The organism is Faecalibacterium sp. An77 (assembly GCF_002161315.1).
Taxonomy (GTDB): domain Bacteria; phylum Bacillota; class Clostridia; order Oscillospirales; family Ruminococcaceae; genus Faecalibacterium.
Map to the genome: position 1 here is coordinate 21433 of NZ_NFHK01000007.1, position 25022 is coordinate 46454.

Below are 25022 nucleotides of genomic sequence, written 5' to 3' on the forward strand. Positions count from 1 at the left end.
CAAAAAAAGCCCCCTGCCGTCGGGCAGAGGGCGCAGAAAAGCGGATTAGAATTTTTTCCAAGTCTCGGGGGCGAACAGGAGCAGCAGGGGGAACAGCTCCAGACGTCCGGCCAGCATGTCGAAGGTCAGCACCAGCTTGGAAAAGCCGGAGTAGATGGAGAAGTTGGCGGTGGGACCTACGGCTGCCAGGCCGGGGCCGATGTTGTTGAAGGTGGCGGCCACGGCGGTGAAGTTGGTGGTGAAGTCGTAGCCATCCAGGCTGATCAGCAGCACCGACGACGCAAACAGGATGATGTAGGCCGCTATGAACACGTTGATGGACCGGAGGGTCTCGTGGTTGATGGGCTTGCCGTCCACCCGGATGGGGGTGACCGCGTTGGGATGAACGGTTTGGAGCACCTCTTTGCGGATGCTCTTGGCCAGAACCATCAGACGGCTGATCTTCATGCCGCCGCCGGTACTGCCGGCGCAGGCGCCAATGAACATCAGGGCCACCAAAATGCTTTTGGAGAAGGAGGGCCACAGGTCAAAGTCGCAGCTGGAGAAGCCGGTGGTGGTGATGATGGAGGCCACCTGGAAAGCGGCCTGCTGCATCGCGGTGAGGAAGTTGGGGAACAGGTCCCGGATGTTCCAGCTGATGAGCAGGATGGATGCGGCGATGACCGCCAGATACCACCGGACTTCCTCGATGGCGAAGGCCTTTTTGAACTTGCGGCGGGTCAGATAGAAATAGACGCTGAAGTTGACGCCGAACAGGATCATAAAGATGGTGACCACCACCTGGATGTAGGTGGAGTAGCTGCCCAGGCTGTCGTTCAGGACGCCGAAGCCGCCGGTGCCTGCGGTGCCGAAGGTCAGCAGCAGGGAGTCCATCAGGGGACAGCCGCCCGCCAGCATGAACAGAATCTGGAGAACGGTCATGCCCAGGTAGATGGTGTAGAGGATTTTGGCGGTGGCCTGGACCGAGGGCACCATCTTTTCCACCTGGGGACCAGGGCTTTCGGCCTTCATCAGGTTGACGTGGCTGCCGCCGGTCAGGGGCATCACCGCCAGCAGAAACACCAGAATGCCCATGCCGCCGATCCAGTGGGTGAAGCTGCGCCAGAACAAAATGCCCATGGGCAGGCTCTCCACGTCGGCCAGCACCGACGCGCCGGTGGTGGTAAAGCCCGACACCGTCTCAAACAGAGCCTCGATGGGGTTGGGGATGGCCCCCGACAGCACAAAGGGAATGGCGCCCATGATACTGATGACAATCCAGGTCAGGGCGGCGGTGGCGCAGCTCTCCCGCATATGGAAGATTTTGCTGCGGGGTTTCAGGAAGGTGAGGGAAAGGCCGATCACAAAGCAGAGGGCCACGGTGAAAAGGAAAATCCACAGGATATCCCATTCGCCGTACAGGGCGCTGACCAGGGCCGGCAGGCACAGCAGGCCGCCCTCGCACAGCAGAATATAGCCCAAAAGCCGGAAAACAACAGCATAATTCATCGGCGTGCGCTCCCTTGTCCGGCCGCAATGTCCCGCAGGTCATGGAGGCCATGCTGCAGGGTCACCACAATGACGGTGTCGCCCACCTGGATGGTGTCGCCGCCCCGGGGAATGATGATCCGGTCGCCCCGGGCGATGCAGCACAGCAGCAGATTGGGTTTCAGGGACAGGCTGCTCAGGGGGACGCCGGTGACGGCGCTGTTTTCGTGGACGGTGAATTCCAGCGCTTCCACCCGGTCGTCCAGAATGCGGTAGAGGGTCTTGATGTTGCTGCCGGCCTCGTTCTGGAGGGCGCGGACGTACTGGACGATGAAGTCGCAGGTCATGTACTTGGGGTAGATGATGCTGCCCAGGTCAAAACTGGAGAGCATATCGTCGAATTCCAGCCGGTTGATCTTGGTGACCCGCTTGGCGCGGGAGTGGTTGCTGGCAAAGAGGGACAGCAGGATGTTTTCCTCGTCCATGTTGGTGAGGGAGACAAAGGCCTCAGTGGAGTCCAGGCCCTCAGACAACAGGAAACTGCGGTTGGAGCCGTCGGCACAGAGAATCTGGGCCTGGGGCAGTTCCTCGGCCAGATAGTCGCAGCGGTTCAGGTCCCGCTCGATGATGCGGACCTTGACGTTGTCCGCCAGCAGGGACTTGCTCAGGTAGAAGGCGATGGCGCCGCCGCCCACGATCATGGCGTTTTTCACCGGCTTGACCGGGATGCCCAGCTTGAGGAAGAACTGGTGGGCTTTTTCCTGGGTGGCCAGGAAGGTGACCAGGTCGCCGCTGCGCAGCACAAAGCTGCCGTCGGGAATGGTCACCGTCTTGCCCCGTTCCACCGCGCAGACCAGAATGTCGCAGCCCAGCCGGGAGGGGATATCCCGGATGGGCATGCCGTCCAGGCCGTGGGGTTCCAGCAGGGCGAACTTGATCAGGCGGACCCGGCCGTCGGCGAAGGTGTCGATCTTGGTGGCGCCGGGGAACCGCAGCAGCCGCGAAATCTCAGCGGCGGCGGCCATCTCGGGGTTGATGATGGCCGAGATGCCGGTCTGCTGGCGGATAAAGTCCAGCTCGTGGCTGTAGGACGGGTTGCGGACCCGGGCGATGGTGTGGCGGCTGCCCGCCTTTTTGGCAAACATGCAGCACAGCAGATTCAGCTCGTCCGAACCGGTGATGGCGATAAAGACGTCGTTGTCCTCGATGCCGGCCTCGGACAGGGTGGCAATGGAGGAACCGTTGCCCACCACGCCCAAAACGTCGTAGTTCTGGACGATTTGTTCCACGCGGGCCTTGTTGGTGTCCACCACCGTGACGCTGTGGCCTTCCTCGCTGAGCTGACGGGCCAGGGCCGTGCCCACTTTGCCGCCGCCCACAAGTATGATTTTCATGCGTTAAGCATCCTTTCCAGTTGATCCAGGCCGGGGGGAGGGCCGCCCGGTCACATTAATAATATATTAACATAATTTGTGGGAAAGGTCTATATCCAGCGGCAAGAAGAAAGCCCCTGTCCGGGCGGGACAGGGGCGAAACTGCGCGAAAAAACGGGGAACATCAGAAGGGCCGGTAGAAGAACCAGCGGTTGCCGCAGCAGCAGTTGCACAGCAGGTTCAACAGGATCATGGACCAGCACCACCGCATGATGCCGCCGCCGGCGTTGGTGTAGGTGGTCTGGGTCCGGTAGGTCTGGCCCGGATTCTGCAGCCGGTTCAGGTGAGAGCGGTACTCGGTGTTGTTGGGGTCCAGCTGGACGGCCCGGCGGGCGTCCTGCAGAGCGTCGATGCTGCGGCCCAGGCCCTGGTTGGCCAGGCTGGACAGATAGTACCAGCGGGCGTTCCGGTCCCGCTGGGAGTCCAGCACCCGGCGGGCCTCGGCGTAGCGGCCGTTGACGATGAAGTTGCGGGCGGCCTGGATCTCAGCCGGGTCGCTGCTGGAACTGCTGGGGCCCCGCTGCTGCTGGGTGTAGCCGTATCCGCCAAACCCAAAGCCGAAGGGGTCAAACCCATAGAAGCCATCCTCAAAGCCGCCCTGCTGGTAGCCCTGCTGATAACTCTGCTGACTGTATCCGCCATAGCCCTGCTGGCTGTAGCCGCCGGCGCTCTGGGGGCCGGTATCCCCCTTCATGATGGCGTCGTAGGCGGCCTGCACCTCTTTGAAGTGTTCCTCGGCGGTGGGGTCGTCGGGGTTCAGGTCGGGGTGCCAGCGCTTGCACTTGGCGCGGTAGGCTTTCTTGATCTCTTCCTCACTGGCGCCGCGCTGGACGCCAAGAACCTCATAGGGATCTTTCATCGAATAACTTCCTCACAACTCTCTATCGCAATGTGGAAAAGGAGCGCGCAGGCCGCCGCCCATGAGCGGGAAACACCCGCGCTCCCGGAAAGGTCTTCACAATCTCATCTATTTTATCGTATACAGGCTCAAAAAGCAAGCCCCACACCGCGCAAGAAGGCTCAGCGGGGCTGTTTTCGGCTGTTTTTCACGTTGTATTTGAGCCAGATGCCGGAGTACAGGATGTTTTCCAGCAGGTCGGCGTCCTCGACGCAGGGCAGCCGCCGGAAGGCAGCCGCGGCCTGGGCCAGAAGCAGCTCGAAGATTTCCCGCATCTGGTTTTCATAGTCCGGTTCGGCGGACAGGCTGCGCAGGGGGTTATAGGAACCCTTCCGCTTGTCCCGCTCCAGGTCGTCCCAGGCGTCCAGGAGATAGATATATTTGCCGATGCTGTAGCCGATGGTGCGCAGCTCGCCGGACCAGCGGTCCTGCTTGTAGTCGAACAGCTCGGCCATCAGCCCCCCAAAGGACCCCGACACCAAATCCAGGTCCTCGCAGCCGTCGGCCTCATAGGCGGCCAGCTGGGCCAGGCCGGTGGTGATGGCCTGGCAGGCCCGGGGCCAGCGGGCCTCGGCGTCCCGGCGTCGCTGGTCCAGCAGCTTCATATATCCAAGGCCCAGAGGGCTGCGGTCGTCCTCCCATTTGTCCTTGGCGCTGTAATAATGAAGGGCCAGGCCGATGTCGGCACAGTAATCGGTGGGGCCGCTGTACCGCCAGTGAATGGGCCGGATGGGATGCACCGGACAGCGGCCGGTCTCGGCCACCGCCGGCGTCTCGCCCTCGTACAGGCTGGACAGCAGCAGGTTCAAAAAAGTCAGGTCGTAGCTCAAGGTCATCCGGCCAGCCATGCCATGGAGGGCCGCAGCCCGGCGGCACAGCCCGCAATAGGCGGTGCGGTAGCGGTCCCGGGCTTCGGGGGTCATGGCCTGCTGGTCGGGAATGATATAGCCGAACATATCAGCTCTTCTTGATGAACTGGGTACCGCACCGGGGGCAGGAAATTTCGATCCGGCCCCGGCCCTTGGGCACGCGCAGCATCTGGCGGCATTTGGGGCACCGGAAATAGCGGTAGGTCTTGCGGTCGTCCCAGCGGCGCTTGATGCCGCGGAACTTGCCGGCCACCCGCTCTTTCAGGTTATAGAAGCGGTAGTTCTCCTCGGTGCGGCGGGAGATGTTGCGGCTGAAGGTGCGGAAATAGCAGTAGATCAGCGCGGCCAGGCCCAGCCAGGTGAAGATGCCCCAGCCGGTGACCAGCGAGAGCAGCAGCAGGACCACGGCCAGAATGCTCAGGAACTGATTGAGCGCATCGGTGCCGTAGCGGCCGGCCATAAATTGACGGATTTTCTCACGCATATGTGTATAAGCCCCCATGTCTTTGAAAAATAAATTGTGAACGTCGGAATCCAAACCGGAAAGCTGGGGCGGCACAGATCTGCACCGCCCCAGGGCCCTCCGCGCACTGGATGCGCAGAGGAATGCCTGTTAAATTTAGTATGCCAGCTGGAAATGATCAAATTTTGAACAGACTGCAAAGCAAACGTAAAAAGCGGGCGGAGTCTGGGTTTTTATCAGGCTTCACGCCGCCGGATGATGACCGAGACCTCGGTGTCCAGGGCGCCCTCCATTTTGCAGTGGAGGGTGGCCCGGCCGGCCACCCCGTCGGTGGCCAGATAGGTGCCCGCCATGCCGCCCCGCAGGGGAACCACCGAGGGGCCGATCAGTTTGGCAGGGCCCTCCACCGACAGCTGGACCGCCTCGCTGCAATAGGGCAGGAGGCTGCCGTTCTGGTCGATGGCCCGGAGGGACACCGCGGCGCAGTCCCAGGTGGGGCCGTCGGTAAGGATGGCGTTGCGGACGGTGCATTCCAGGCGGACCCGCTGGGCGGGTTCCTGCACCACCGTGCGGGCCACACGGCCCTTCCACACCGCATCAAACCGGTAGGAGGCGGTGGGGCCGCCCAGCACCCCGATATAGGTCTGGTACAGCCGGATCAGGTTGGACTCGTCCATCCGCAGAGCCCGCAGCAGCCGGCCCAGACGGGCCCGCAGCAGGGGAGAGGGGATGTTGGGGTCCCGGCGCATGGCGTTGAGACAGCCGGCCAGCTGGACCGCTTCGCTGTGGGCGATGCCCTCGTATTTTTCCAGCAGGGAGCCCACAAAGTCGTCGATCTGGATGGGCGGATAGGGCAGGGCGGCAAACCGGCCCTGACGGTCGGGGGAGAATTCGGCGATAAAATCCCCGTTGCGGTAGACCCGCACCGTGTCGGCGTTGGTGAAAGCCCAGCATCCGCCGGGATAGCCGGCGGGCATATCCCCGAAGGCGGCCGCCGGGGATACCTCCAGCACAATGTCGGAGGGGACCCGGGGCGGCTTCTGGCTGGCAAAGACGGCGGCGGCCAGTTTGGGGTTGCGGAACAGGTCCAGCACGCCCTGATAGCTGACCCGGTCCCCGCTGCCGTAGGCCGGATGGGTGTTGTAGTCGGTCATGCACCAGCCAAAGCTGCCGGCCACCCCCTGTTGGGCGGCGGCATCGTTGAGGACGGCGCCGTAACGCAGGGCCTGGCTCAGCCGCTGGGCGTTGCCGTCAAAACTCTTGGTGGGGTACATCATCCCGCCGTAGCCGCTGATGAGGTAGCCGCGGCGCAGGTCCGGGGTGACCGAGGCCCGGGGCAGACAGCCCGGACCCGCCCCGGCAAAGGAAAAGTCGTCGTAGGCGTAGACGTCCTCCAGCAGCTGGCCCTTTTTGGTCCGGTGGGTGCCCGCCGTGGGGCGGGTGGGGTCCAGGCGGCGGGCCGCCTCGTTGGTCTTTTTATAGAAGGCTTCGTCGTCGGCGCTGCCCGGCACCCGCACGCCCCACAAAAAGACGCTGGGGTGGTTGCGGTACTGGCAGACCATCTCGCGGCAGTTCTGAAGGGCCTGGGCTTTCCAGGCGGGGCCGCCAATGTGCTGCTGCCCCGGCATTTCCACAAAGGCCAGCAAACCCAGCTCGTCGCAGGCGTCCAGGAAAGCCGGGCTGGGCGGGCAGACGCACCGCACCGCGTTGCAGCCCAGCTCCTTGCGGAGAATCTGGGCGTCCAGGCGCTGGATGCTGTCGGGCATGGCGTAGCCCTGGTAGGGATAGCTCTGGGGACGGACCAGACCCCGCAGATGGGTGCGGACCCCGTTGAGGTACAGCCCGCCCGCCACAAACTGGATGGTGCGGAAGCCAAACCGGATCACCTTCTGGTCCAAAGCCCGGTCGGGCAGACCGCTGGTGCCGGGACGGATCAGCCGCGCTGTGAGGGTATAGCGGGTGGGGTGCTCACAGCTCCAGGGCTGGACCCCGTTCAGGGTGCCGTTGATGGGCAGGGAAAGCTCGCCCACATAGGCGGCCCGCCGCCCCGACGGGGAGCGGATTTCGGCCTCCAGGGTGCAGCCCACCGTCTCGCCCTCGGCGGCAGAGTAAATGCGGAAAGAACCGTCGGCCCCCGCCTGGATGAACACATCCCGCAGCCAGGCGTTTTCCTTGACGTCCAGGGATACCCCGCGGTAGAGGCCGCCGTAGGTCAGGGTCTCAGTCTGGCCGCCGAAGGGGGGAATGTCCAGGGTTTCCCGGCTGTCGCACCGGACCACCAGAATGTTTTCCTGTCCCAGCCGGACCGCATTGGTGAGGTTGACGGTGAAGGCGGTGTACCCGCAGGCGTGATGCCCCACCCGCTGGCCGTTGCAGTAGACGGTGGCGTCGTGGGCCGCCGCGCCGAAGGTCAAAAGCAGGGTGCGGCCCTCCCAGCTCTTGGGCGCAGTGAACACACGCCGGTAGCCGCTGACCAGCTGGTAGTCGTTCTCGTTGCAGTAATTGAAGGGCAGCACTTTGACGGTGTGGGGCAGCCGCACCGGCTCCAGATCCAGGCCGCCGATCTCCGGCCCCAGCAGGGCCGGGTCATAGCGGGGGGTGAAAAACCAACCGTCGTTCCAGTCGTAATGTTCGATGCGTTCCATCTGTTGCAGACTCCTTGACCGGTCAGGATAGACCAAATTTAGCACAAAAATTCATTTTTATCTTAACACAAAGATATGAACGAATAAAGAATGTAAATCCCCAGGAGCAAGATTTTTTGGCGAAAACGGGGACAAATCCGCACCACCCCCCGCCAAGGCTTGACAAGTCCGGCCTGCTCTGTAATAATGAAGGGAACAACGTACCACTGAAAGGAGCGGATGCAGATGCGTGTGATCGCAGGTGAAGCACGGGGCCGCCGTCTGGAGGCGCTGCCCGGAACAGACGTGACCCGGCCCACCCTGGACCAGGTCAAGGAGGCGATGTTCAGCATCGTCCAGTTTGACCTGCCTGGCGCCCGGGTGCTGGATCTTTTTGCCGGCAGCGGCCAGCTGGGCATCGAGGCGCTGTCCCGCGGGGCGGCGCGGTGCGTGTTCCTGGACCAGAACCGGGATGCAGCCGCCGTGGTGATGCGCAACTGCAAGGCCTGCGGCCTGTTTGACCGCAGCCGGGTCAGCGTGGGCGAAGCCGCACGCTGGCTGTCGGCCTGCCATGAGCAGTTTGATCTGGTATTGCTGGACCCGCCCTTCGGCCAGGGAACCCTGGAGGAGATTTTGCCCGCGGTGGACAAGGTGGTGGCGCCCGGCGGCATCGTCCTGTGTGAGAGCGAGGCAAAGCTGGTCCTGCCCGCTGAGGTGGGGGGCCTGACCCTGCGCAAGCAGTACCGCTATGGCCGTGTGCTGCTGTGGCGCTACACCAAGCCCCACGCCGGCGAACTGGAAGGGAGAGACACCGTATGAACATCAATGAACTGTTGGATACCATCGAGGATGCCCTGGAGGAGAGCGCCAATATGCCGCTGTCGGGGGGCAAACGGATCGTGGATGTAGACCAGATACGGGATTATCTGGATGAAGTCCGGGCCAACCTGCCCGGCGAACTGCGCCAGGCCCAGGCCATTGTGAACGACCGGGCCCAGATTGTGGACTCGGCCAACGCCCAGGCCCAGGCCATCGTCCGCAAGGCCGAGGAGCGGGCCCGCATCCTGGTCAGCGAGTCGGAGATCGTCAAGAACGCCCAGCAGCGGGCCTCCGAGATCATGGCCCAGGCCCAGGCCGAGAGCCGCACCCTGCGCCAGACCACCGCCGACTACTGTGACAACATGCTCAAGAACACCGAGGAAGTCATGCTGTCCAACGCCGCCCAGGTCAAGAGCGTCCGCGCCAGCCTGCGCACCCCGCCCAGAAAACAGTAATTACATGGGTCCCAAAGCCCCTTCCGCCCCTGCGGCGGAGGGGGCTTTTTCCGTGCCGGGGCAAAATTGCCAGAAAAAGGATTTTTGGGCCGGCCGGAACGCAGAAACACGGGGAGTTATTCCGCCCCCGGCGCACATCTCCCGAAAAGCTTAAACTGGGATACAAAGAGATCAACTTTATTGCGGAAACGGACGATGTTTTGGATATCCTGCGGAAAATTAATGGAAAAAGTCGGGCGAAAACTATTGCATTCAAAGGTCCGTTTTGTTACAATAAAACCATATCAGTGGAGTAAAGTAGAGAGAAGTGGGGAACGCGCCCCGCACAGCTCCACAAAAGGAGGCGGTCAGGGTGTTCTTTGGACGTTACGACTGTACCATTGACGCCAAGGGCCGCCTGAATTTCCCGGCCAAGTTCCGGGACGGAATGGGCGACAGCTTTGTGGTGATGGAATGGCTGGACCAGTGCCTGTTCGCACTGCCCATGTCGGAGGTGGAGCGCATCTCCGAACGGATGGGAGCGGACGAGCTGATGGACAGCTGGGAGATCACCGGCGACCTGTTCAGCACCGCCTGCGAGGTGACGCTGGACAAGCAGGGGCGAATCCTCCTGCCGGCCAGCCTGCGCCAGTATGCGGGCCTGGGCAAGACGGTGGCCGTCATCGGCAACCGCAACCACGCTGAGATCTGGGACGCCGCCCGCTGGGACGCCCGCCGGGCCGCCATCACCAACGAACAGCGGGCCGCCCGTCTGCGGGAACTGCACATCTGACACGGCTGCAGAGGGAGCGCAGGATGCAGCCTGTGGAGATGAGAAAACCGGGCTTCGTGACGGCGCCTGAGCCCCGTCCCTGCCTGCCCGGGCGGGGTCAGGGGACAGGCTGCGCCGTCCCTTGTCTTTTCAACCATGGCGGACAGGCCCTCTGCGCCGGGCCCGGGCCGCTGGAAGAACGCGAATGAATGATTTGAGAAAGGAGGCGGGCCCAATGGAAGCAGAACAGGAACAGCAGGCATTTGACCCGGCCTCGTTTGAACACGTGCCGGTGCTGCTGGAGGAGTGTCTGGAAGGGCTGGCCATCCGCCCCGACGGCACCTATCTGGACGGAACCGCCGGAGGGGCAGGACATTCCCGGGCCATTGCGAGCCGGCTGGACGCCGCGGCAGGCGGACGGCTGATTGCGCTGGATCAGGACCCCGACGCAGTTCAGACCGCGCGGCAGCGGCTGGCAGGCCTACCCGCCACGGTGGTACAGACCAACTTCCGCTATGCAGCCGACGCGCTGGCGGGTCTGGGCGTGGCCCAGATTGACGGCGCGCTGCTGGATCTGGGCGTCTCCAGCCATCAGCTGGACGACGCAGAGCGGGGCTTCTCCTATCGGGCGGACGCTCCGCTGGATATGCGGATGAGCCAGGAGGGGACAAGCGCCGCCGACCTGGTGAACACCCTGGACCGGCAAGAACTGGCCCGCATCCTCCGCGACTACGGCGAGGAACCCTACGCCTGGCAGATTGCCGGACGGATCGTCGAGGCACGGCAGGAAACCCCCATTGAAACCACCCTTCAGCTGTCCGGGCTGATCGCTTCGGCGGTTCCCCCGGCGGTGCGGCGCAAGGATAAAAACCCGGCGCGCCGCAGTTTCCAGGCATTGCGCATTGCGGTGAATCATGAGCTGGATGCCTTGGAAGAAGGATTGGATGCGATTTTCGGCGCCCTGGCGCCCGGCGGACGGCTGTGTGTCATCACCTTCCACTCTCTGGAGGACAGGCTGGTGAAAAACAAGTTCCGCCGCTGGGCCACGGCCTGCACCTGCCCGCCGGAATTTCCGGTCTGCGTGTGCGGCGGCAAGGCCAAGGCAAAACTGATCACCCGCAAGCCCATTGAGGCAAAACCCGACGAGCTGGCCGACAACCGGCGCAGCCGTTCGGCCCGGCTGCGGGTCCTCGAAAAACTGTAAGCAAGCGCTCCGTTTGGTGCGTAGAAGGAGAGATAGATCATGGGTCAGCCTGCATACGATATTCATTATTCCGGAACTGCCTATGCACAGACTGTCCGCCGCCCGGCTCTCCAGCCCGAGCGGCGGGTAAACCTGCGTGTCGAGCAGGGCGGCAAAGCGGCCATTTCGCCGCTCCGCGCGATGATGCAGCACGGGGTGCAAATCCTGGCGCTGGGGGTTCTGGCAGGACTTTCGGTGGCGCTGCTGTTCAGCGAGGCGCGCATCGTGGAGCTCAGCGGCGACATCCGCCAGGCCAAGGCAGAGCTGGTGTCGGCCCAGAGCCAGAACGACTACTACAACACCACCCTGAACGTTCAGTCCAGCATCAGCAATGTGGAGGATGTGGCCGGACGTCTGGGTCTGATGAAGATCGACGACAGTCAGATTACTTACATCCGTCTGGACGACCAGAGCGTCCTGACCCGCCGCGAGAGCGCGGTGGAAAAGTGGACCGACACCCTGGAGGCAGGGGTCTCGTCCCTGCTGCGGACCATCAATCCGCCGTCCAGCGCTGCGCAGTGACCTGCGGCCGGCTGAGACGGCCTGTACAGACAAACTACCCGGAGAAGCGTGCGGCAGCGCACGCTTTTTCGGTTTTTGGCGCCTGTGAGCTCAGACCGGGCGCCGTCAGGAGAAGCAGATGAATCAGGAAAACAACAGGCGCCGGCGGAACTACATGCTCCGCCGGGAACCCGACGCCACCCCCATTCCACGCCGGACCCGGACCATTGGGATGGCCGTTTCCATCGGTGCGGTGGCGCTGGCCACCCTCATCGTGGTGGGCAGCCTTTATAATATTCAGATCCGCAATGGCGAGATGTTTACCCGCTACGCCAGCGACCAGCAGCTGCTGGACACCACCATTCAGGCCACCCGGGGCGAGATCTACGACGCCACCGGCAAAGTCCTGGCTTCCACCAGCGTGGTCTGGGATATCTGGTGCGACCCCAGCTATTCCTCCGCCCTCTACGACAGCCAGACCATCACCTCCACCGACCCCGAAACCGGGGAGGAAGTGGAGTCCACCGCCCACACCCTGAACGCGGCGGCCTGCGCCGAAATCAGCCGGGAACTGACCCTCCGGCTGCTGTCGGGGGACGGCGTCAGCCTGGACAAGGTGGACACCACCTCCGACGCCTATGTGGCCCAGTACGAGAAGATTTACAATGCCCTCAGCAAGATTGATTCCTCCTATCAGGTGCTGGCCGAGAAGGTGAACAACGCCGTCAAGGAGTCCATCGAGAGCTACGTCTCCGACCGCAACGCCAAAAAGGGCACCGGCCGGCTGTCCATTTCCAGCTCCCGCACCTATCAGCGGAACTATCCCTACGGGGCCTTTGCGGCGTCGGTGCTGGGCTTTACCAACGCCGACGGCGAGGGTTTCTACGGTCTGGAAAAGTCCTATAACGACGTGCTGGCCGGCACCGACGGCCGCACCGTCACCATCCGCAACGCCCGGGGCAACGCCATCGCCGACAGCGGCGCGGTGACCTACGACGCCAAGGACGGCAACAGCATGATCCTGACCCTGGACAGCACCATTCAGGAAGTGGTGGAGCGGTATCTGAACGAGGCCATCGCCGCCAACACGGTGGAAAACCGCGGCTGCGCCATTGTGATGGACGTCAAGACCGGCGGCATCCTGGCCATGGCCTCCAAGCCGGATTTTGACCCCAACAACCCCAACGACTACACCGCCAACCAGGCCTATCTGGAGGAACTGGTCCGGGCCGAGCCGGAACTGTACGGTATCTACCTGAAAAACGAGGACGGCTCCTACATCACCGACGAGGAGGGCAACAAGATCCTGGACCCGGAGGCCGACTACTCGGGCTATTTCCGGGATATCATGTGGAAAAACAAGAACATCACCGAGCTGTACTACCCCGGAAGCGTCTTTAAGGTGATTACGGCGGCCATGGGCCTGGATTCGGGCAACGCCACCTACAACACCACCTTCAACTGCTCCGGCGCCTATGCAGTGGCCAAGGAGACCTACCACTGCGCCGGTCGTCACAGCCACGGCGTCCAGAACCTGGCTCTGGCTCTGCAGAACAGCTGCAACATCTACTTTATCCAGCTGGGCCAGCGGATCGGCGTCCAGTCCTTCTATCAGTATTTCAAGGCCTTTGGCTTCACCGAACAGACCGGCGTGGACCTGCCCAATGAGACCTCCTACATGCAGTACTACACCGACAAGAACATGGGCGAAGTGGAGCTGGCCTCCTCGGCCTTCGGCCAGTCCATGGCGGTGACCCCGCTGCAGGTCTGCACCGCCATTGCGGCCTCGGTCAACGGCGGCTATCTGGTGACCCCCCACGTGGTGGACCAGATTGTGGACGCCAACGGCAACGTGGTGGAGCAGATCGGCGCCAACGTCCGCCGCCAGGTCATCAGCGAGAGCGCCAGCGAGACCATCCGCCAGATCATGGAGTATGAGGTGGGCGACGGCACCACGCAGGTGGGCGGCTACCGTGCCTATGTGGCCGGCTACCGCATCGGCGGCAAGTCGGGCACCTCCGAGCTGCTGAACATGGACCGCCGCGCCGACGGCGACTACAAGAAGGCGGCTTCCTTTGTGGCGGTCCTGCCGGCAGACGACCCGGAGATCCTGGTCTATGTGATGCTGGACGACCCCAACAACGCCAACAGTGACTACTCGTCGGTTCTGGCCGCGCCGGTGGTGGGCAATATCATCAGTGAGATTGCCCCCTATCTGGGCCTGGCCACCGACGGCATCGACCGCAGCGGCACCACCGTCAAGGTGCCCAACCTGATCGGCACCGAGTGGAGCAACGCCCAGGTGTCCCTGAACATCCGGGGCCTCAAGCACCAGCTGGTGGAGAGCGAGGCCGACAACACCGCCGCGCCGGTCACCTGGCAGTATCCCACCGCCGGGTCCACCGTGCCCAGTGGCACCACCGTCTACCTCTACACCGACGGCTCGGGCGGCAAGACCACAGAGGTGCCCGACCTCACCGGCAAGAGCGCCGACTTTGCGCGGCAGATGCTGCTGGCGGCGGGCCTGAACTGCACCGTGGAGGGCAGCGCCGGAGGCCTGGTCCAGAACCAGAGCGCCGCGCCGGGCAGCAGCGTTCAGCTGGGCACCATCGTCACCATCACCTGCGGATGAGTCCGCGCCCCGGCCCGAAGGCCCCGAGAGGTGAAAACGAAGCGAAAAGAAAAGGTCTTTACTTGCCAACTGCGGTACGCTATATTTATAATACATATAGATAAGAATGAAACAGGAAAGGGGATCAGAACGATATGGAACACATCGCAGCAAACATCCTCCTGGCAGGCCTGGCGCCTGCGGAACGGATCGGTGAAGAAAAAGTCACCCTGGTGACCACCGACAGCCGAGAGGTTGTGCCGGGATGCGTCTTTGTGGCGTTTCCGGGCGAGCACTTTGACGGACACAATTTTGCAGCCAAAGCGCTGGCAGACGGAGCCGCATGGGTGGTGCTGAACCACCCGGTTGAGGGAGTCCCCGAGGAAAAGACCATCCTTTGCCCCGACAGCTATCAGGCCATGATGCAGATGGGCGCCAATTACCGGACCCAGTTCTCGCCCAAGGTGATCGGCGTCACCGGCAGCGTGGGCAAGACCACCACCAAGGAATTCTGCGCCACCGCCCTGTCGGTCCTGGGCAACACCATCAAGACCGAGGGCAACCAGAACAACGAGCTGGGCCTGCCCCGGACGCTGTTCCGGATCGACGCCTCCACCGAATACGCCGTGATCGAGATGGGGATGAACCACGCCGGAGAGATCAGCCGTCTGTCCCGCTGCGCCAAACCTGATATCGGTATCATCACCTGCATCGGCCTGTCCCACATCGGGAATCTGGGCAGCCAGGAGAATATCTGCAAGGCAAAGCTGGAAATCTGTGAGGGGATGCCCGAGGGCGCGCCCCTGATCCTCAACTACGACGACGAATTCCTGCGCAAGGCCCAGCTGCCCAGCCACGTCCGCCCGGTCTGGTACAGCATGACCAGCCAGGAGGCCGACGTCTACGCCTCCGCCATCCGGCAGGAGGACGACGGCATGAGCTTCCTGCTGGACGACGCTGAGAACGGCTGCTTCATGGTCCACATCAGCGCGCTGGGCCGCCACAATGTGGCCAACGCCCTGGCGGCCTACTGCGCCGCCATCCAGGCCGGCCTGGAGCCCCGGGACGCCCTGAAGCAGATGAAGGAGTTCCGCCAGACCGGGATGCGCCAGCAGATGCTGGACAGCCACGGGGTGCGGATCATCAAGGACTGCTACAACGCCAACCCCAACAGCATGAAGGCCGCCCTGGAGATGTTCAAGGAATATCCCTGCAAGCGCCGTTTTGCGGTGCTGGCGGATATGCTGGAGCTGGGCGAGCATGGCCGTGAAGCCCACGAAGAACTGGGCCGCCTGGTGGCCCAGAGCAACATTGACGTGCTGATTACGTACGGCGACCTGGCCCGCCGTACCGCCACCGTGGCCGCGGCCAAAGGGGTGCGGACCATCCACGCCAACAACTACGATGAAATTGCCGGTTTCCTGGCGCGGGCAGCTGCGCCGGGGGATGCGGTCCTCTTTAAGGGCAGCCGCGGGATGGCGCTGGAAAACGCCATCGAAAAGCTGAGCGCCCTGCAGGACGCCGAGGCCAGAGCAGAGAGCGAAAACGGCGACTGAAAACCAACGGATCGGAGATAGAAAGCATGATACGTTTTGCCTTGATCGTGGCGTCGGTGCTGGGATTCGCCCTGACGACCGCGGTCGGGAACCTGTTGGTCCCGCTGCTGCGGGCCCTTGTCCCACCCGAAAAAGAGACCGGCGCCGGCGCAAAGCCGGATTCGCCGGAATCGGAGCGCCAGCCGGAGCCGCCTGAGCCCAGGGGCCTGCCCACCATGGGCGGCCTGTGCTTTATCATTGGCACCCTGGCGGCGGTGGGCGTGGGCTGGGTGGTGGTCTGCCTGGTCCAGCCGGAGCTGCTGGGCGGCGGGCTCACCGGCCGGCTGATGCTGGGGTTGGGGTCGGGCTTCCTCTTTGGAGCGGCGGGCCTGGCCGACGACCTGGCCCGGCTGCGGCCCCGCCAGGTGCTGGGCCTGCGGACGGGGCCCCGGCTGGCTCTGGAAGGGGCGGCCGCCCTGGTGACGGTGGCGGCCCTCTACCTGAACGGCGCCATGCCCACCGGCCTGACCCTGCCCGGCGTCGGGTATCTGGAGCTGGGCGGCGCGGCAGCCCCCCTCTGGGCGGTCATGCTGATGGCTCTCAGCGAGTCGGCCCGGATGTCCGGCCCCGCCGACGGCGCGGCGGCCGGCGCGGCCTTTGTGGCCATGCTGGGCCTGATGGGAGCCGAGACCATCCTGGGATTTTTCCCCCTGGCGGTGCTGCCTGCAGCCCTGGCAGGGGCTTTGATGGCTTTTCTGCTGTGGAACTTTTACCCGGCACGGCTGCTGCCGGGCTCGGTGGGAAGTATGTTCCTGGCCGGTGCGGTGGGAGGCATCCCCCTGTCCATTGGCCGGGCGGACATCGCCCTGGCGCTGGCCCTGCCCTTCTGGGTGGAGGGCCTGGCCGGCCTGCTGCAGGCGCTGTGGCGCCGGGTGCGGCGGCGTCCTCTCTTTCGGGAGGGCAGCTTCGACGCCTGGCTGTGTCGGCGGGGCGGCCCGGTGACGGTGTTCTATGTATTCTGTGCGCTGGCCCTGGCCGGAACGCTGGCCGCCCTGCGCACCGCACAGCTCTGAGTGTGCGGCCTGTCTCCGCCTGACCGGGCGGGATGGCATCCAATCCAACGAAAGAGAGATGTTCCTATGGCTGTTGCAAGAAGACGACGCCCCGACCCCAACGGGCCGGTGGTGGTGTTTCAGCGCAACCCCGGGCCGTGGACCCCGCTGACCATCGGCTGGCTCGCGACCCTTATCCTGATCGTGATTTTTGGGCTGGTGATGCTGTTCAGCGCCAGCTATACCACCGGTTACCTGCGGATGGGGGACAGCTTCTACTATATCAAGTCCCAGACCCTCTACGCCGCCATCGGAATGGGGGTTATGTTCCTCTTTTCCTACATCGACCTGCGGTTCATCCGCAAATTTGTCTGGGCTGGCTACATCATCAGCCTGATTCTGCTGGTGCTGGTGCTGTTCTGTGAGCCGCTGAACGGCTGCCGCCGCTGGATCAACATCCGCGGCCTGCCCACTTTGCAGGCTTCCGAGCTGGTGAAGTTCGAGATGATCCTGCTGACGGCCCATCTGGCCAGCCGCACCCCCTATCTGGTCCTCCAGGGAGAGCCCGGGGCCCGGCGGGTGGCAAAGAACTTTGGCCGGTGGCTGTACCAGAAGGTGGTGCGGGAACTGATGGTCCCGCTGATCCCTCTGCTGCCCATCATTGTGCTGCTGGCTCTGGAACCCCATATGTCCGGCATCGTCCTGATGTGCGCCATCGTGGGCAGCATCCTGCTGCTCAACGGCAGCGGCGGCATCATTACTTACGGCGGCGCAGCGGCCGCCATCCTGCTGCTGGAGAGTATCCTGTCCCATATTGACTCCATCCCTTACCTGCAGGCCCGTCTGGACGGCTGGACCCAGGATCTCACCAAGATGACCGACCAGACCCTCCAGAGCCTGTATGCCATCGGCTCGGGCGGCCTGACCGGCCTGGGCCTGGGCAACAGCGTGGAAAAACAGCTCTGGCTGCCTGAGTGCACCAACGACTTTATCTTCAGCGTGGTGTGCGAGGAGCTGGGCTTTGTGGGCGCTGTGGTGGTCATCCTGCTGTTTGTGCTGCTGCTGGTGCAGGGCTTCTGGATTGCATTCCAGGCCGCGGACCGGTTCAGCACCCTGGTGGGCGTGGGCATCATGGCCCAGGTGGGCTGGCAGGTGTTCTGCAATGTGGCGGTGGTCACCAACACCCTGCCCAACACCGGCATCAGTCTGCCCTTCTTCTCCTCCGGCGGCACCAGTCTGCTGCTTCTGATGGCCGAGATGGGCGTCATGATCCACATCGGCCGCAACGGCGCCCGGGCTGCGGAAGCCCGCCGCGCTGCGCAAATGGAAAAAATCCGTCAGGAATCGGCCCGGCCGCCCATTGTTCTGAATGGCCTGGGCCGCCGGTCCGCCGGGCATCAGCCCGGGCTGTGAGTCCGGACGGCATCTGTGCTGTTTCTCCCGTCCGTCAAACAGGCGGATGGGTTTTTCATGGAAATCGTCCGGCCAGACCGGACAGGAGGAATCGGATATGCGCGTATTAATCGCAGCCGGCGGCACCGCCGGCCATATCAACCCGGCCCTTGCCATTGCGGGGGCGCTGCGGGCGGCGGACCCGTCCGCCGAGATCCACTTTGCGGGGCGGAAAGAGGGCATGGAATACCGTCTGGTGACCCAGGCGGGCTACCCCTTCCACCACATCGAGGTGACCGGCTTTCAGCGGCGGCCGTCCCTGGAAAACCTGCGGCGGAATGTTGTCACCGTCTGGAATCTGGCCCGCTCGGGACCCCGCTGCAAGGCCATCCTCAATGAGGTGAAGCCCGACCTGGTCATCGGCTGCGGCGGCTATGTGTCGGGCCCGGTGGTCCGTGCGGCGGCCAAGCGGGGGATTAAGACCGCCATCCATGAACAGAACGCCTTCCCCGGCGTCACCAACAAGCTGCTGGCCCCCGAGGTGGACGTGGTCTTTGCGGCGGTGCAGGCCGGCGCCGACCGTCTGGGCGCACCCGGCAAGACCCTCGTGGTGGGCAACCCGGTCCGTCCCGAGGTCTTTGACTGGGCCAAGCGCCGGGACGAAGCCCGGGCCAAGCTCAACGCAGGGGACCGCACCGTGATCCTGTCCTTTGGCGGCAGCCTGGGGGCACGCCGGATCAATGAAGTGGTGGCCGACCTGTGCGCCTGGGAGCAGAAAAATCACCTGAATACCCTGCACCTCCACGCCACCGGCCAGTACGGCGTGGAGCTGTTCCGCAACCTGGAAAAGGAGAAGGGCTTTGCCCGGGGGGACAGCCTGATTGTGCGGGAGTACATCGACAATATGCCCGAACTGCTGGCGGCGGCGGACCTGGTCATCAGCCGGGCCGGCGCGCTGACCCTGGCCGAGCTGGAGGCCGCCGGCCGGGCCGCCATCCTGATCCCCAGCCCCAACGTGGCTGAGAATCACCAGTACTACAATGCCCTGGAGCTGGCCAAGGTGGACGCAGCGGTGGTCATTGAGGAGAAAGACCTGACCGGCGAAAAGCTGGTAGAGGAGGTGCGGCAGCTGCTGGCCGAGGACACCAGACTGGCCCGGATGGGCCGCAACGCCCGCACCCTGTCGGTGGACGACAGCCTGAACCGGATTGTGGACCGGCTGCAAAAGCTGGTGCGGGAGCCGTAAAGAACACAAAGACTGCGCCGCAAGGAGAGAGCTGCCCGCACAAGCGGCAGGCCCTCTCTCTTGGAGCGCCCGGGCCTCTGCGGACCGCAGGGCCCCAAAAAGATTGGATTGCGCTTTTGAACGAGAAGGAAAGGAGGCGGAGCGGTATGCCTTCCAAAAAGCGCAGGCGGAGGCCGGCAGGGCGATCCGCCCCGCAGCGGCCCCAGCAGGGGCAGAACAGACAGCGTCCGGCCCCGGCAGCGGGGAGTGACCAGAGGGTGGAGGACAGCTTCTTTTATGAGCATCCGCCCCGGGCCCGCCGCCAGGATAACCTGGTGGAATTCCCCACCGGCCAGACCCGGCCCAGCCAGCGGCCGGGGGAGCAGCGGACCCGGAACGGGGCCCGTCCCCAGCAGGTGCGGCCGGTCCGCAGCGCCAATGGAGCCCGGCGGCCCGCACAGGCCCGTCCGTCCGCCTCGGCGCCCCGGCGGGAGGGCCGCCGCCGTCGCCGTCTGACCCGCAAAATGCTGCGCCGCCGCCGGATGATGCGCCGCCTGACGGCGGTGTTCCTGGTGCTGTGCGTGGCGGCGGCGGGCGTCTACCTCACCGTCACCATGCTGTTTAAGATCAACGCCATCCGGGTGGCGGGCCCCGACGGGGCCACCCTCACCGAGGCAGGTCCCTACACCAGCAGCCAGATTCTGGAGACCCTGGGAGTACAGGTGGAGGAAAACATCTTCAGCTTTGACCCCGGCGAAAAGGCCGCCATGCTGGAGAAAACCTTCCCTCTGCTGGAACAGATCGAAGTCAAGCGGGTGTATCCCAGCACCGTGGTGGTGCAGGTGACCCCGGCCACCCCCGCCTATACCATGCAGACCTCCACCGGCTGGATCAACCTGTCGGCAGGGCTCAAGATTTTGTCCACCGAGACCCAGCAGCCCGACCTGCTGGTGCTCTACGGCGGCGACCCGGTGAGCGTGACCCCCGGCGATCAGCTGGCCTACGCTCTGGCGGACCCCGCCCTGAGCGGGGCAGACTCCGCAGAGGCATCCAGTGCAGCGGACAGTGAGAGCGCCTCGCTGGCTCAGGATGGGCGGATTGACGCCCTCACCACCCTGCTGACCGCTCTGGAAGAGCGGGGCCTGCTGGGGGACGTGACCCGCATCGAATACGCCGATGTGGAGGAGATCGCCTTCCTGTATCAGGACCGGATCAGCGTCCTGCTGGGCACCCTGAACGAGCTGGACTATAAACTGGACTATGCCGAGTACATGCTGCTGAACAAAGAGGGCAAGGGCTGTGCCGAGACCGATACCGGTCAGCTGGATTGCAGCCACGTCAAGACCGACGGCACCCTGCAGGCCATCTTTGCCCAGGGCGTGCCCGAATTGCCCTCGGGCTATGTTGTGCCGGAGGAGGTGCCTGCACCGGACACCGAAACCACAGACCCCGCCCTGACCGGTGAAACTGCCGCAGAGGGCGTGCCGGCAGGAGAGACCGGTGCAGACCCGGCGGCAGATCCGTCCGCCCAGCCGGCGGACCCCGCCGCGGAAAACCAGGCCGCCGGAGACGGAACGGCCCCAGAGCCCCCCGCTGAGGGGACAGACCAATGAGGAGTGAATCCGCTATGAAATTATCTGCATTGACGGAAGGCGTCGCCTGCACCCTGGTCCAGGGCAGCATGGACACCGAAATCACCGATATCGTCTATGACAGCCGGAAGGCCGCCCCCGGCGTTCTGTTTGTCTGCATTGTGGGCACCCAGCGGGACAGCCATGACTTTGCCGCCGACTGCGCCGCCAAGGGCGCGGCGGCCATCGTCATCCAGCACGACATCGATCTGACTGGAATGGACGGGGTCACCGTCCTGAAGGTGGACAGCAGCCGCTATGCCATGGCCCGGATGAGCGCCAACCTCTTTGGCAACCCGGCCCGCCGGATGACCATGATCGGCGTCACCGGCACCAAGGGCAAGACCACCACCGCCCACATGATCCGCAGCGTGCTGGAGGCGGCGGGCCGCAAGGTGGGCATGATCGGCACCAACGGCGTGTCCTACATGGGCCGCCATGAGGACACCGCCAACACCACCCCCGAGAGCTACGAGCTGCAGAAAATTTTCCGCACCTTTGTGGATGCGGGCTGCGACACGGTGGTGATGGAGGTTTCCAGCCAGGGCCTGATGATGGACCGTGTGGGAGGCATCCACTACAACGTGGGCGTCTTTACCAACCTTTCCCCCGACCACATCGGCCCCGGCGAGCACGCCAGCTTTGAGGAGTACCGCAGCTGGAAGGGCAAACTGTTCCAGCGGTGCGACGTGGGCATTGTGAATGCCGACGACCCCAACACCGAGGCCCTGCTGGAGGGCCATACCTGCCGCCTGGTGACCTACGGCATGGGGGAGAAGGACGACTACCGGGCCGGGGACTGCCAGCTGCTGCGGACCCACGACTTCCTGGGCGTCACCTTCCACGTCAGCGGCAAAGACGAGATGGACGTCCGGGTTAATATGCCGGGCGCATTCAGCGTCTACAACGCCCTGGCCGCCCTGGCGGTGGGCAAGGAGCTGGGTGTGCCCGACCAGGCCATCCACGACGGTCTGGCCCGCTGTGTGGTCAAGGGCCGGGTGGAGCTGGTGCCCATCAGCAAAAAGTTCACCATCCTGCTGGACTACGCCCATAACGAAGTCTCCACCGAGAGCCTGCTGACCACCCTGCGGGCCTATCAGCCCCACCGTCTGGTGGTGGTGTTCGGCTGCGGCGGCAACCGCTCCAAACTGCGCCGCTACGGCATGGGCGAAATCTGCGCCAAGATGGCGGATTTCTCCATCCTCACCGAGGACAACAACCGCTTTGAAAAGGTGGAGGACATCCTGGCCGACATCCGTCAGGGCATGGTCAAGGGCAACCCCGACGCCAAGTTTGTGGAGATCCCCGACCGTCTGGACGCCCTCCACTATGCGGTGGACCACGCCCAGCCCGGCGACCTGATTGCCGTCATCGGCAAGGGCCACGAGACCTACCGCGACCGGATGGGCGTCAAGACCCCCTTCCTGGAGCGGGAGCTGCTGGAAGAGTACGCCAAGGAAATCGGGCTGGAATAATCCCATAAAAATACCCCCGGGCCGCTGCGGTGTGCAGACAGCCCGGGGGCTTTTTTGGGTAATGGAGGATAGTGAGATTTATCACAGGATGCGAACCCGGATAACGGCCGGGATTTCATCCAGCTTTTCTTTCAGACCGTTGTCCATGGGACCGGTGACATCCAGCATGGTGTAAGCCATGTTCTTCTTGCTCTTGTTCACCATGTTCTCGATGTTCAGGCCGGCGGCGGTGGTCAGAGCCGTGATCTGGCTGATGACGCCCGGCTCGTTCTTGTGGATGATGCAGACCCGCTTGCCGCCGGCGCGGGGCTGCTGGACGTCGGGCATATTCACCGAGTGGGTGATGTTGCCGTTGCGCAGATAGTCGCTCAGCTCCTGGGCGGCCATAATGGCGCAGTTGTCCTCGGCCTCCGGGGTGGAGGCGCCCAGGTGGGGGGTGCAGATGACGCCGGGATTGTTCAGCAGCTCCTCGGCGGGGAAGTCGGTCATGTACTGGGCCACTTTGCCGCTCTCCAGAGCTTCCAGCATGGCGGCATTGTTCACCAGCTCGCCCCGGGCGTAGTTCAGGACCTTGACGCCGTCCTTGCACAGAGCCAGGGTCTGGGCGTTGATGGTGTCCTTGGTGGTGGGCAGGTAGGGAACATGGATGGTCAGGTAGTCGCACAGGGGCAGCATGTCGTTCAGATTGACGCAGTGCTGCACGCGGCTGCTCAGGTTCCATGCGGCGTCGATGGAGATATAGGGGTCGTAGCCGTAAACCTCCATGCCCAGCTCGATGGCGCAGTTGGCCACCCGGGAACCGATGGCGCCCAGACCGATGACGCCCAGCACCTTGCCCGAGATTTCGTTGCCGACAAACTGCTTTTTGCCCTTTTCCACGTCCTTTTTCAGGTTGGGGTCGCCGGCCAGGCCCTGGGCCCAGGCCGAGGCCGCCGGAACATTGCGGCTGCCCGCAATCAGCATGCCCACCACCAGCTCGGCCACCGCGTTGGCGTTGGCGCCGGGGGTGTTGAACACCACAATGCCCTGCTCACTGCAGCGGTCCAGGGGAATGTTGTTGACGCCGGCGCCCGCCCGGGCGATGGCCAGCAGGTTGGGCTTGAACTCGGTGTTCAGCAGGTCGGCGCTCCGCACCAGAATGCCTTCGGGGTCCTCGGCATTCACCGACACCTCAAACAGGTTTTTGGGCAGTTTGGCCAGGCCCACCGGGCTGATGGCGTTGAGAGTCTGAATCGTAAACATGGGTGTATTCCTCCCTGGAAAAGCTCAGGCGTTGTTCTTGCGGAAGGTCTCCATAAAGGCGACCAGCTTGTCGATGCCCTCGGCCGGCATCGCGTTGTAGATGGAGGCGCGCATGCCGCCCACCAGGCGATGGCCCTTCAGGTTGACAAAGCCTGCCTCGGTGGCCTCCGCGCAGAATTTCTTGTCCATGTCGGGGTTGGGGCTGGTGAAGGTGACGTTCATGGTGCTGCGGTAGCGGTGCTCCACAGGGTTGGTGTAGAAGTCCTGGCTGTCCAGATAGTCATACAGGACCTTGGCTTTGGCCTCGTTGATCTTCTGCATCTCGGCCAGGCCGCCCACTGCGTTCTCCAGGTAATCCAGCACCAGGCCGGTCATATAGATGCACCAGCAGGGCGGGGTGTTGTACATGCTGTCCTTGCCGATGATGGTGGTGTAGTTCATCATGGTGGGGACGGTGTCGGCGGCGTGGCCCAGCAGATCCTCCCGGATGATGGCGATGGCCATGCCGGCGGGGGCGACGTTCTTCTGAACGCCGAAGTAGATGCAGCCGTACTGGCTCACATCCACCGGGCGGGACAGGATCATCGAGCTCATGTCCGCCACCAGGGGAATGTTCTCCACCTGGGGAATCTCCACATACTGGGTGCCGAAAATGGTGTTGTTCTGGCAGATGTGGATGTAGCTGGCGTCGGGGTTATAGGGGATGGCCTTGACGTCCGGAATGTAGGTGAAGTTCTTGTCCTTGCTGGAGGCGACGATGCGGGCCTCGCCGAACTTGGCGGCCTCTTTGGCGGCCAGGTTGGAGAAGTTGCCGGTGACGATGTAGTCGGCCTTGCCGGTGGTCATGAAGTTCAGGGGCACCATGGCGAACTGCTGGGTGGCGCCGCCCTGGAAAAAGCCCACCTTATAGTTGTCAGGAATCTGCATCAGGCGGCGCAGGGAGGCCTCGGTGTTCTGGATGATGTCGTCAAACCACTTGCTGCGGTGGCTCATCTCCATGACGCTCTGGCCGCTGCCGTGGTAGTCGAGCATTTCGGCCTGTGCCTTTTTCAGGACTGCCTCAGGCAGCATGCTGGGCCCGGCGCTGAAATTGTAAACTCTTGCCATGATGAATTCCCTCCGTCTGTATGATTCAGATTGCTCTGTGTTGGCGTGTTTGATGGTACAAAGTATAAAGGTTTTGGGACGGCAAAAACAAGAGCTCTTTTGCACAAAAAAGACCGGTGCAGATAAGCAGTGAAAGCGCAGAACACACAAATGTGTGTCATACAAGGACAAAAACAAATACAAATGTAGTAGAATGGCCTAAAATGCCCATTCCAGGCCCAAAAACACC

20 protein-coding genes are annotated in these 25022 nt (G+C 63.5%); 12 read left to right on the forward strand and 8 right to left on the reverse strand.

Going from position 1 to position 25022, the window contains the following annotated elements:
* Positions 1-45 precede the first annotated feature (45 nt).
* The 6 genes from B5G28_RS04215 to B5G28_RS04240 all read right to left on the reverse strand — a co-directional run bounded on the left by B5G28_RS04215 (position 46) and on the right by B5G28_RS04240 (position 7775).
* Positions 46-1488 (reverse strand): TrkH family potassium uptake protein, encoded by a 1443-nt coding sequence (locus B5G28_RS04215; RefSeq protein ID WP_087246474.1) that lies wholly within the window; start codon positions 1486-1488, stop codon positions 46-48.
* Positions 1485-2861 carry a Trk system potassium transporter TrkA gene (gene trkA / locus B5G28_RS04220; protein WP_087246475.1) on the reverse strand — a complete coding sequence of 459 codons (1377 nt, stop codon included), beginning with the start codon at positions 2859-2861 and terminating at the stop codon, positions 1485-1487. Before trkA ends, B5G28_RS04215 begins: the two co-directional genes overlap by 4 nt.
* Before the next feature lie 163 nt (positions 2862-3024).
* The gene (locus B5G28_RS04225; protein ID WP_087246476.1) at positions 3025-3759 is read right to left on the reverse strand and encodes a J domain-containing protein; all 735 of its coding nucleotides are present in this window, start codon (positions 3757-3759) and stop codon (positions 3025-3027) included.
* A gap of 161 nt (positions 3760-3920) precedes the next feature.
* Positions 3921-4754 (reverse strand): DUF5685 family protein, encoded by an 834-nt coding sequence (locus B5G28_RS04230; protein WP_087246477.1) that lies wholly within the window; start codon positions 4752-4754, stop codon positions 3921-3923.
* A 1-nt stretch (position 4755) separates the two neighbouring features.
* Entirely contained in the window at positions 4756-5151 is a 396-nt protein-coding gene (locus B5G28_RS04235; protein WP_087246478.1) for a hypothetical protein, read from the reverse strand.
* A 215-nt stretch (positions 5152-5366) separates the two neighbouring features.
* Positions 5367-7775, reverse strand: a complete 2409-nt coding sequence (locus B5G28_RS04240; protein ID WP_242967456.1) for a glycoside hydrolase family 2 TIM barrel-domain containing protein — start codon at positions 7773-7775, stop codon at positions 5367-5369.
* Positions 7776-8000: 225 nt separating this feature from the next.
* Here B5G28_RS04240 and rsmD point away from each other — a divergent pair, with 225 nt between their 5' ends.
* The 12 genes from rsmD (at position 8001) to B5G28_RS04300 (ending at position 22444) form a co-directional block, all read left to right on the forward strand.
* The gene (gene rsmD, locus B5G28_RS04245) at positions 8001-8573 is read left to right on the forward strand and encodes a 16S rRNA (guanine(966)-N(2))-methyltransferase RsmD (RefSeq protein ID WP_087246479.1); all 573 of its coding nucleotides are present in this window, start codon (positions 8001-8003) and stop codon (positions 8571-8573) included.
* On the forward strand, positions 8570-9028 hold the full coding sequence (locus tag B5G28_RS04250; RefSeq protein WP_087246480.1) for an ATPase: 459 nt from the start codon (positions 8570-8572) through the stop codon (positions 9026-9028). The genes rsmD and B5G28_RS04250 overlap by 4 nt, the downstream gene beginning before the upstream one ends.
* 352 nt (positions 9029-9380) lie before the next feature.
* On the forward strand, positions 9381-9800 hold the full coding sequence (mraZ, locus tag B5G28_RS04255) for a division/cell wall cluster transcriptional repressor MraZ (protein WP_087246481.1): 420 nt from the start codon (positions 9381-9383) through the stop codon (positions 9798-9800).
* Between the two features lie 214 nt (positions 9801-10014).
* The gene (gene rsmH / locus B5G28_RS04260; protein ID WP_087246482.1) at positions 10015-10983 is read left to right on the forward strand and encodes a 16S rRNA (cytosine(1402)-N(4))-methyltransferase RsmH; all 969 of its coding nucleotides are present in this window, start codon (positions 10015-10017) and stop codon (positions 10981-10983) included.
* 39 nt (positions 10984-11022) lie between these two features.
* On the forward strand, positions 11023-11544 hold the full coding sequence (locus B5G28_RS04265; protein ID WP_087246483.1) for a cell division protein FtsL: 522 nt from the start codon (positions 11023-11025) through the stop codon (positions 11542-11544).
* A 118-nt stretch (positions 11545-11662) separates the two neighbouring features.
* On the forward strand, positions 11663-14155 hold the full coding sequence (locus tag B5G28_RS04270) for a penicillin-binding protein 2 (RefSeq protein ID WP_087246484.1): 2493 nt from the start codon (positions 11663-11665) through the stop codon (positions 14153-14155).
* A 134-nt stretch (positions 14156-14289) separates the two neighbouring features.
* On the forward strand, positions 14290-15690 hold the full coding sequence (gene murF, locus B5G28_RS04275) for a UDP-N-acetylmuramoyl-tripeptide--D-alanyl-D-alanine ligase (RefSeq protein WP_087246485.1): 1401 nt from the start codon (positions 14290-14292) through the stop codon (positions 15688-15690).
* A gap of 26 nt (positions 15691-15716) precedes the next feature.
* The gene (locus B5G28_RS04280; RefSeq protein ID WP_087246486.1) at positions 15717-16742 is read left to right on the forward strand and encodes a hypothetical protein; all 1026 of its coding nucleotides are present in this window, start codon (positions 15717-15719) and stop codon (positions 16740-16742) included.
* Positions 16743-16808: 66 nt separating this feature from the next.
* Complete coding sequence (locus B5G28_RS04285) at positions 16809-18134, forward strand: FtsW/RodA/SpoVE family cell cycle protein (protein ID WP_087246487.1); 1326 nt, start codon at positions 16809-16811, stop codon at positions 18132-18134.
* Between the two features lie 97 nt (positions 18135-18231).
* Positions 18232-19359 (forward strand): undecaprenyldiphospho-muramoylpentapeptide beta-N-acetylglucosaminyltransferase, encoded by a 1128-nt coding sequence (gene murG, locus B5G28_RS04290; protein WP_087246488.1) that lies wholly within the window; start codon positions 18232-18234, stop codon positions 19357-19359.
* 257 nt (positions 19360-19616) lie between these two features.
* The gene (locus B5G28_RS04295; protein WP_242967457.1) at positions 19617-20951 is read left to right on the forward strand and encodes an FtsQ-type POTRA domain-containing protein; all 1335 of its coding nucleotides are present in this window, start codon (positions 19617-19619) and stop codon (positions 20949-20951) included.
* Positions 20952-20965: 14 nt separating this feature from the next.
* Entirely contained in the window at positions 20966-22444 is a 1479-nt protein-coding gene (locus tag B5G28_RS04300) for a UDP-N-acetylmuramoyl-L-alanyl-D-glutamate--2,6-diaminopimelate ligase (RefSeq protein WP_087246490.1), read from the forward strand.
* Positions 22445-22525: 81 nt separating this feature from the next.
* Here B5G28_RS04300 and B5G28_RS04305 read toward each other — a convergent pair whose 3' ends face one another.
* On the reverse strand, positions 22526-23686 hold the full coding sequence (locus B5G28_RS04305; RefSeq protein WP_087246491.1) for a phosphoglycerate dehydrogenase: 1161 nt from the start codon (positions 23684-23686) through the stop codon (positions 22526-22528).
* 24 nt (positions 23687-23710) lie between these two features.
* Positions 23711-24793: a 3-phosphoserine/phosphohydroxythreonine transaminase gene (gene serC, locus B5G28_RS04310; RefSeq protein ID WP_087246492.1), complete on the reverse strand. Its 1083-nt coding sequence runs from the start codon at positions 24791-24793 to the stop codon at positions 23711-23713.
* Positions 24794-25022: the final 229 nt, after the last annotated feature.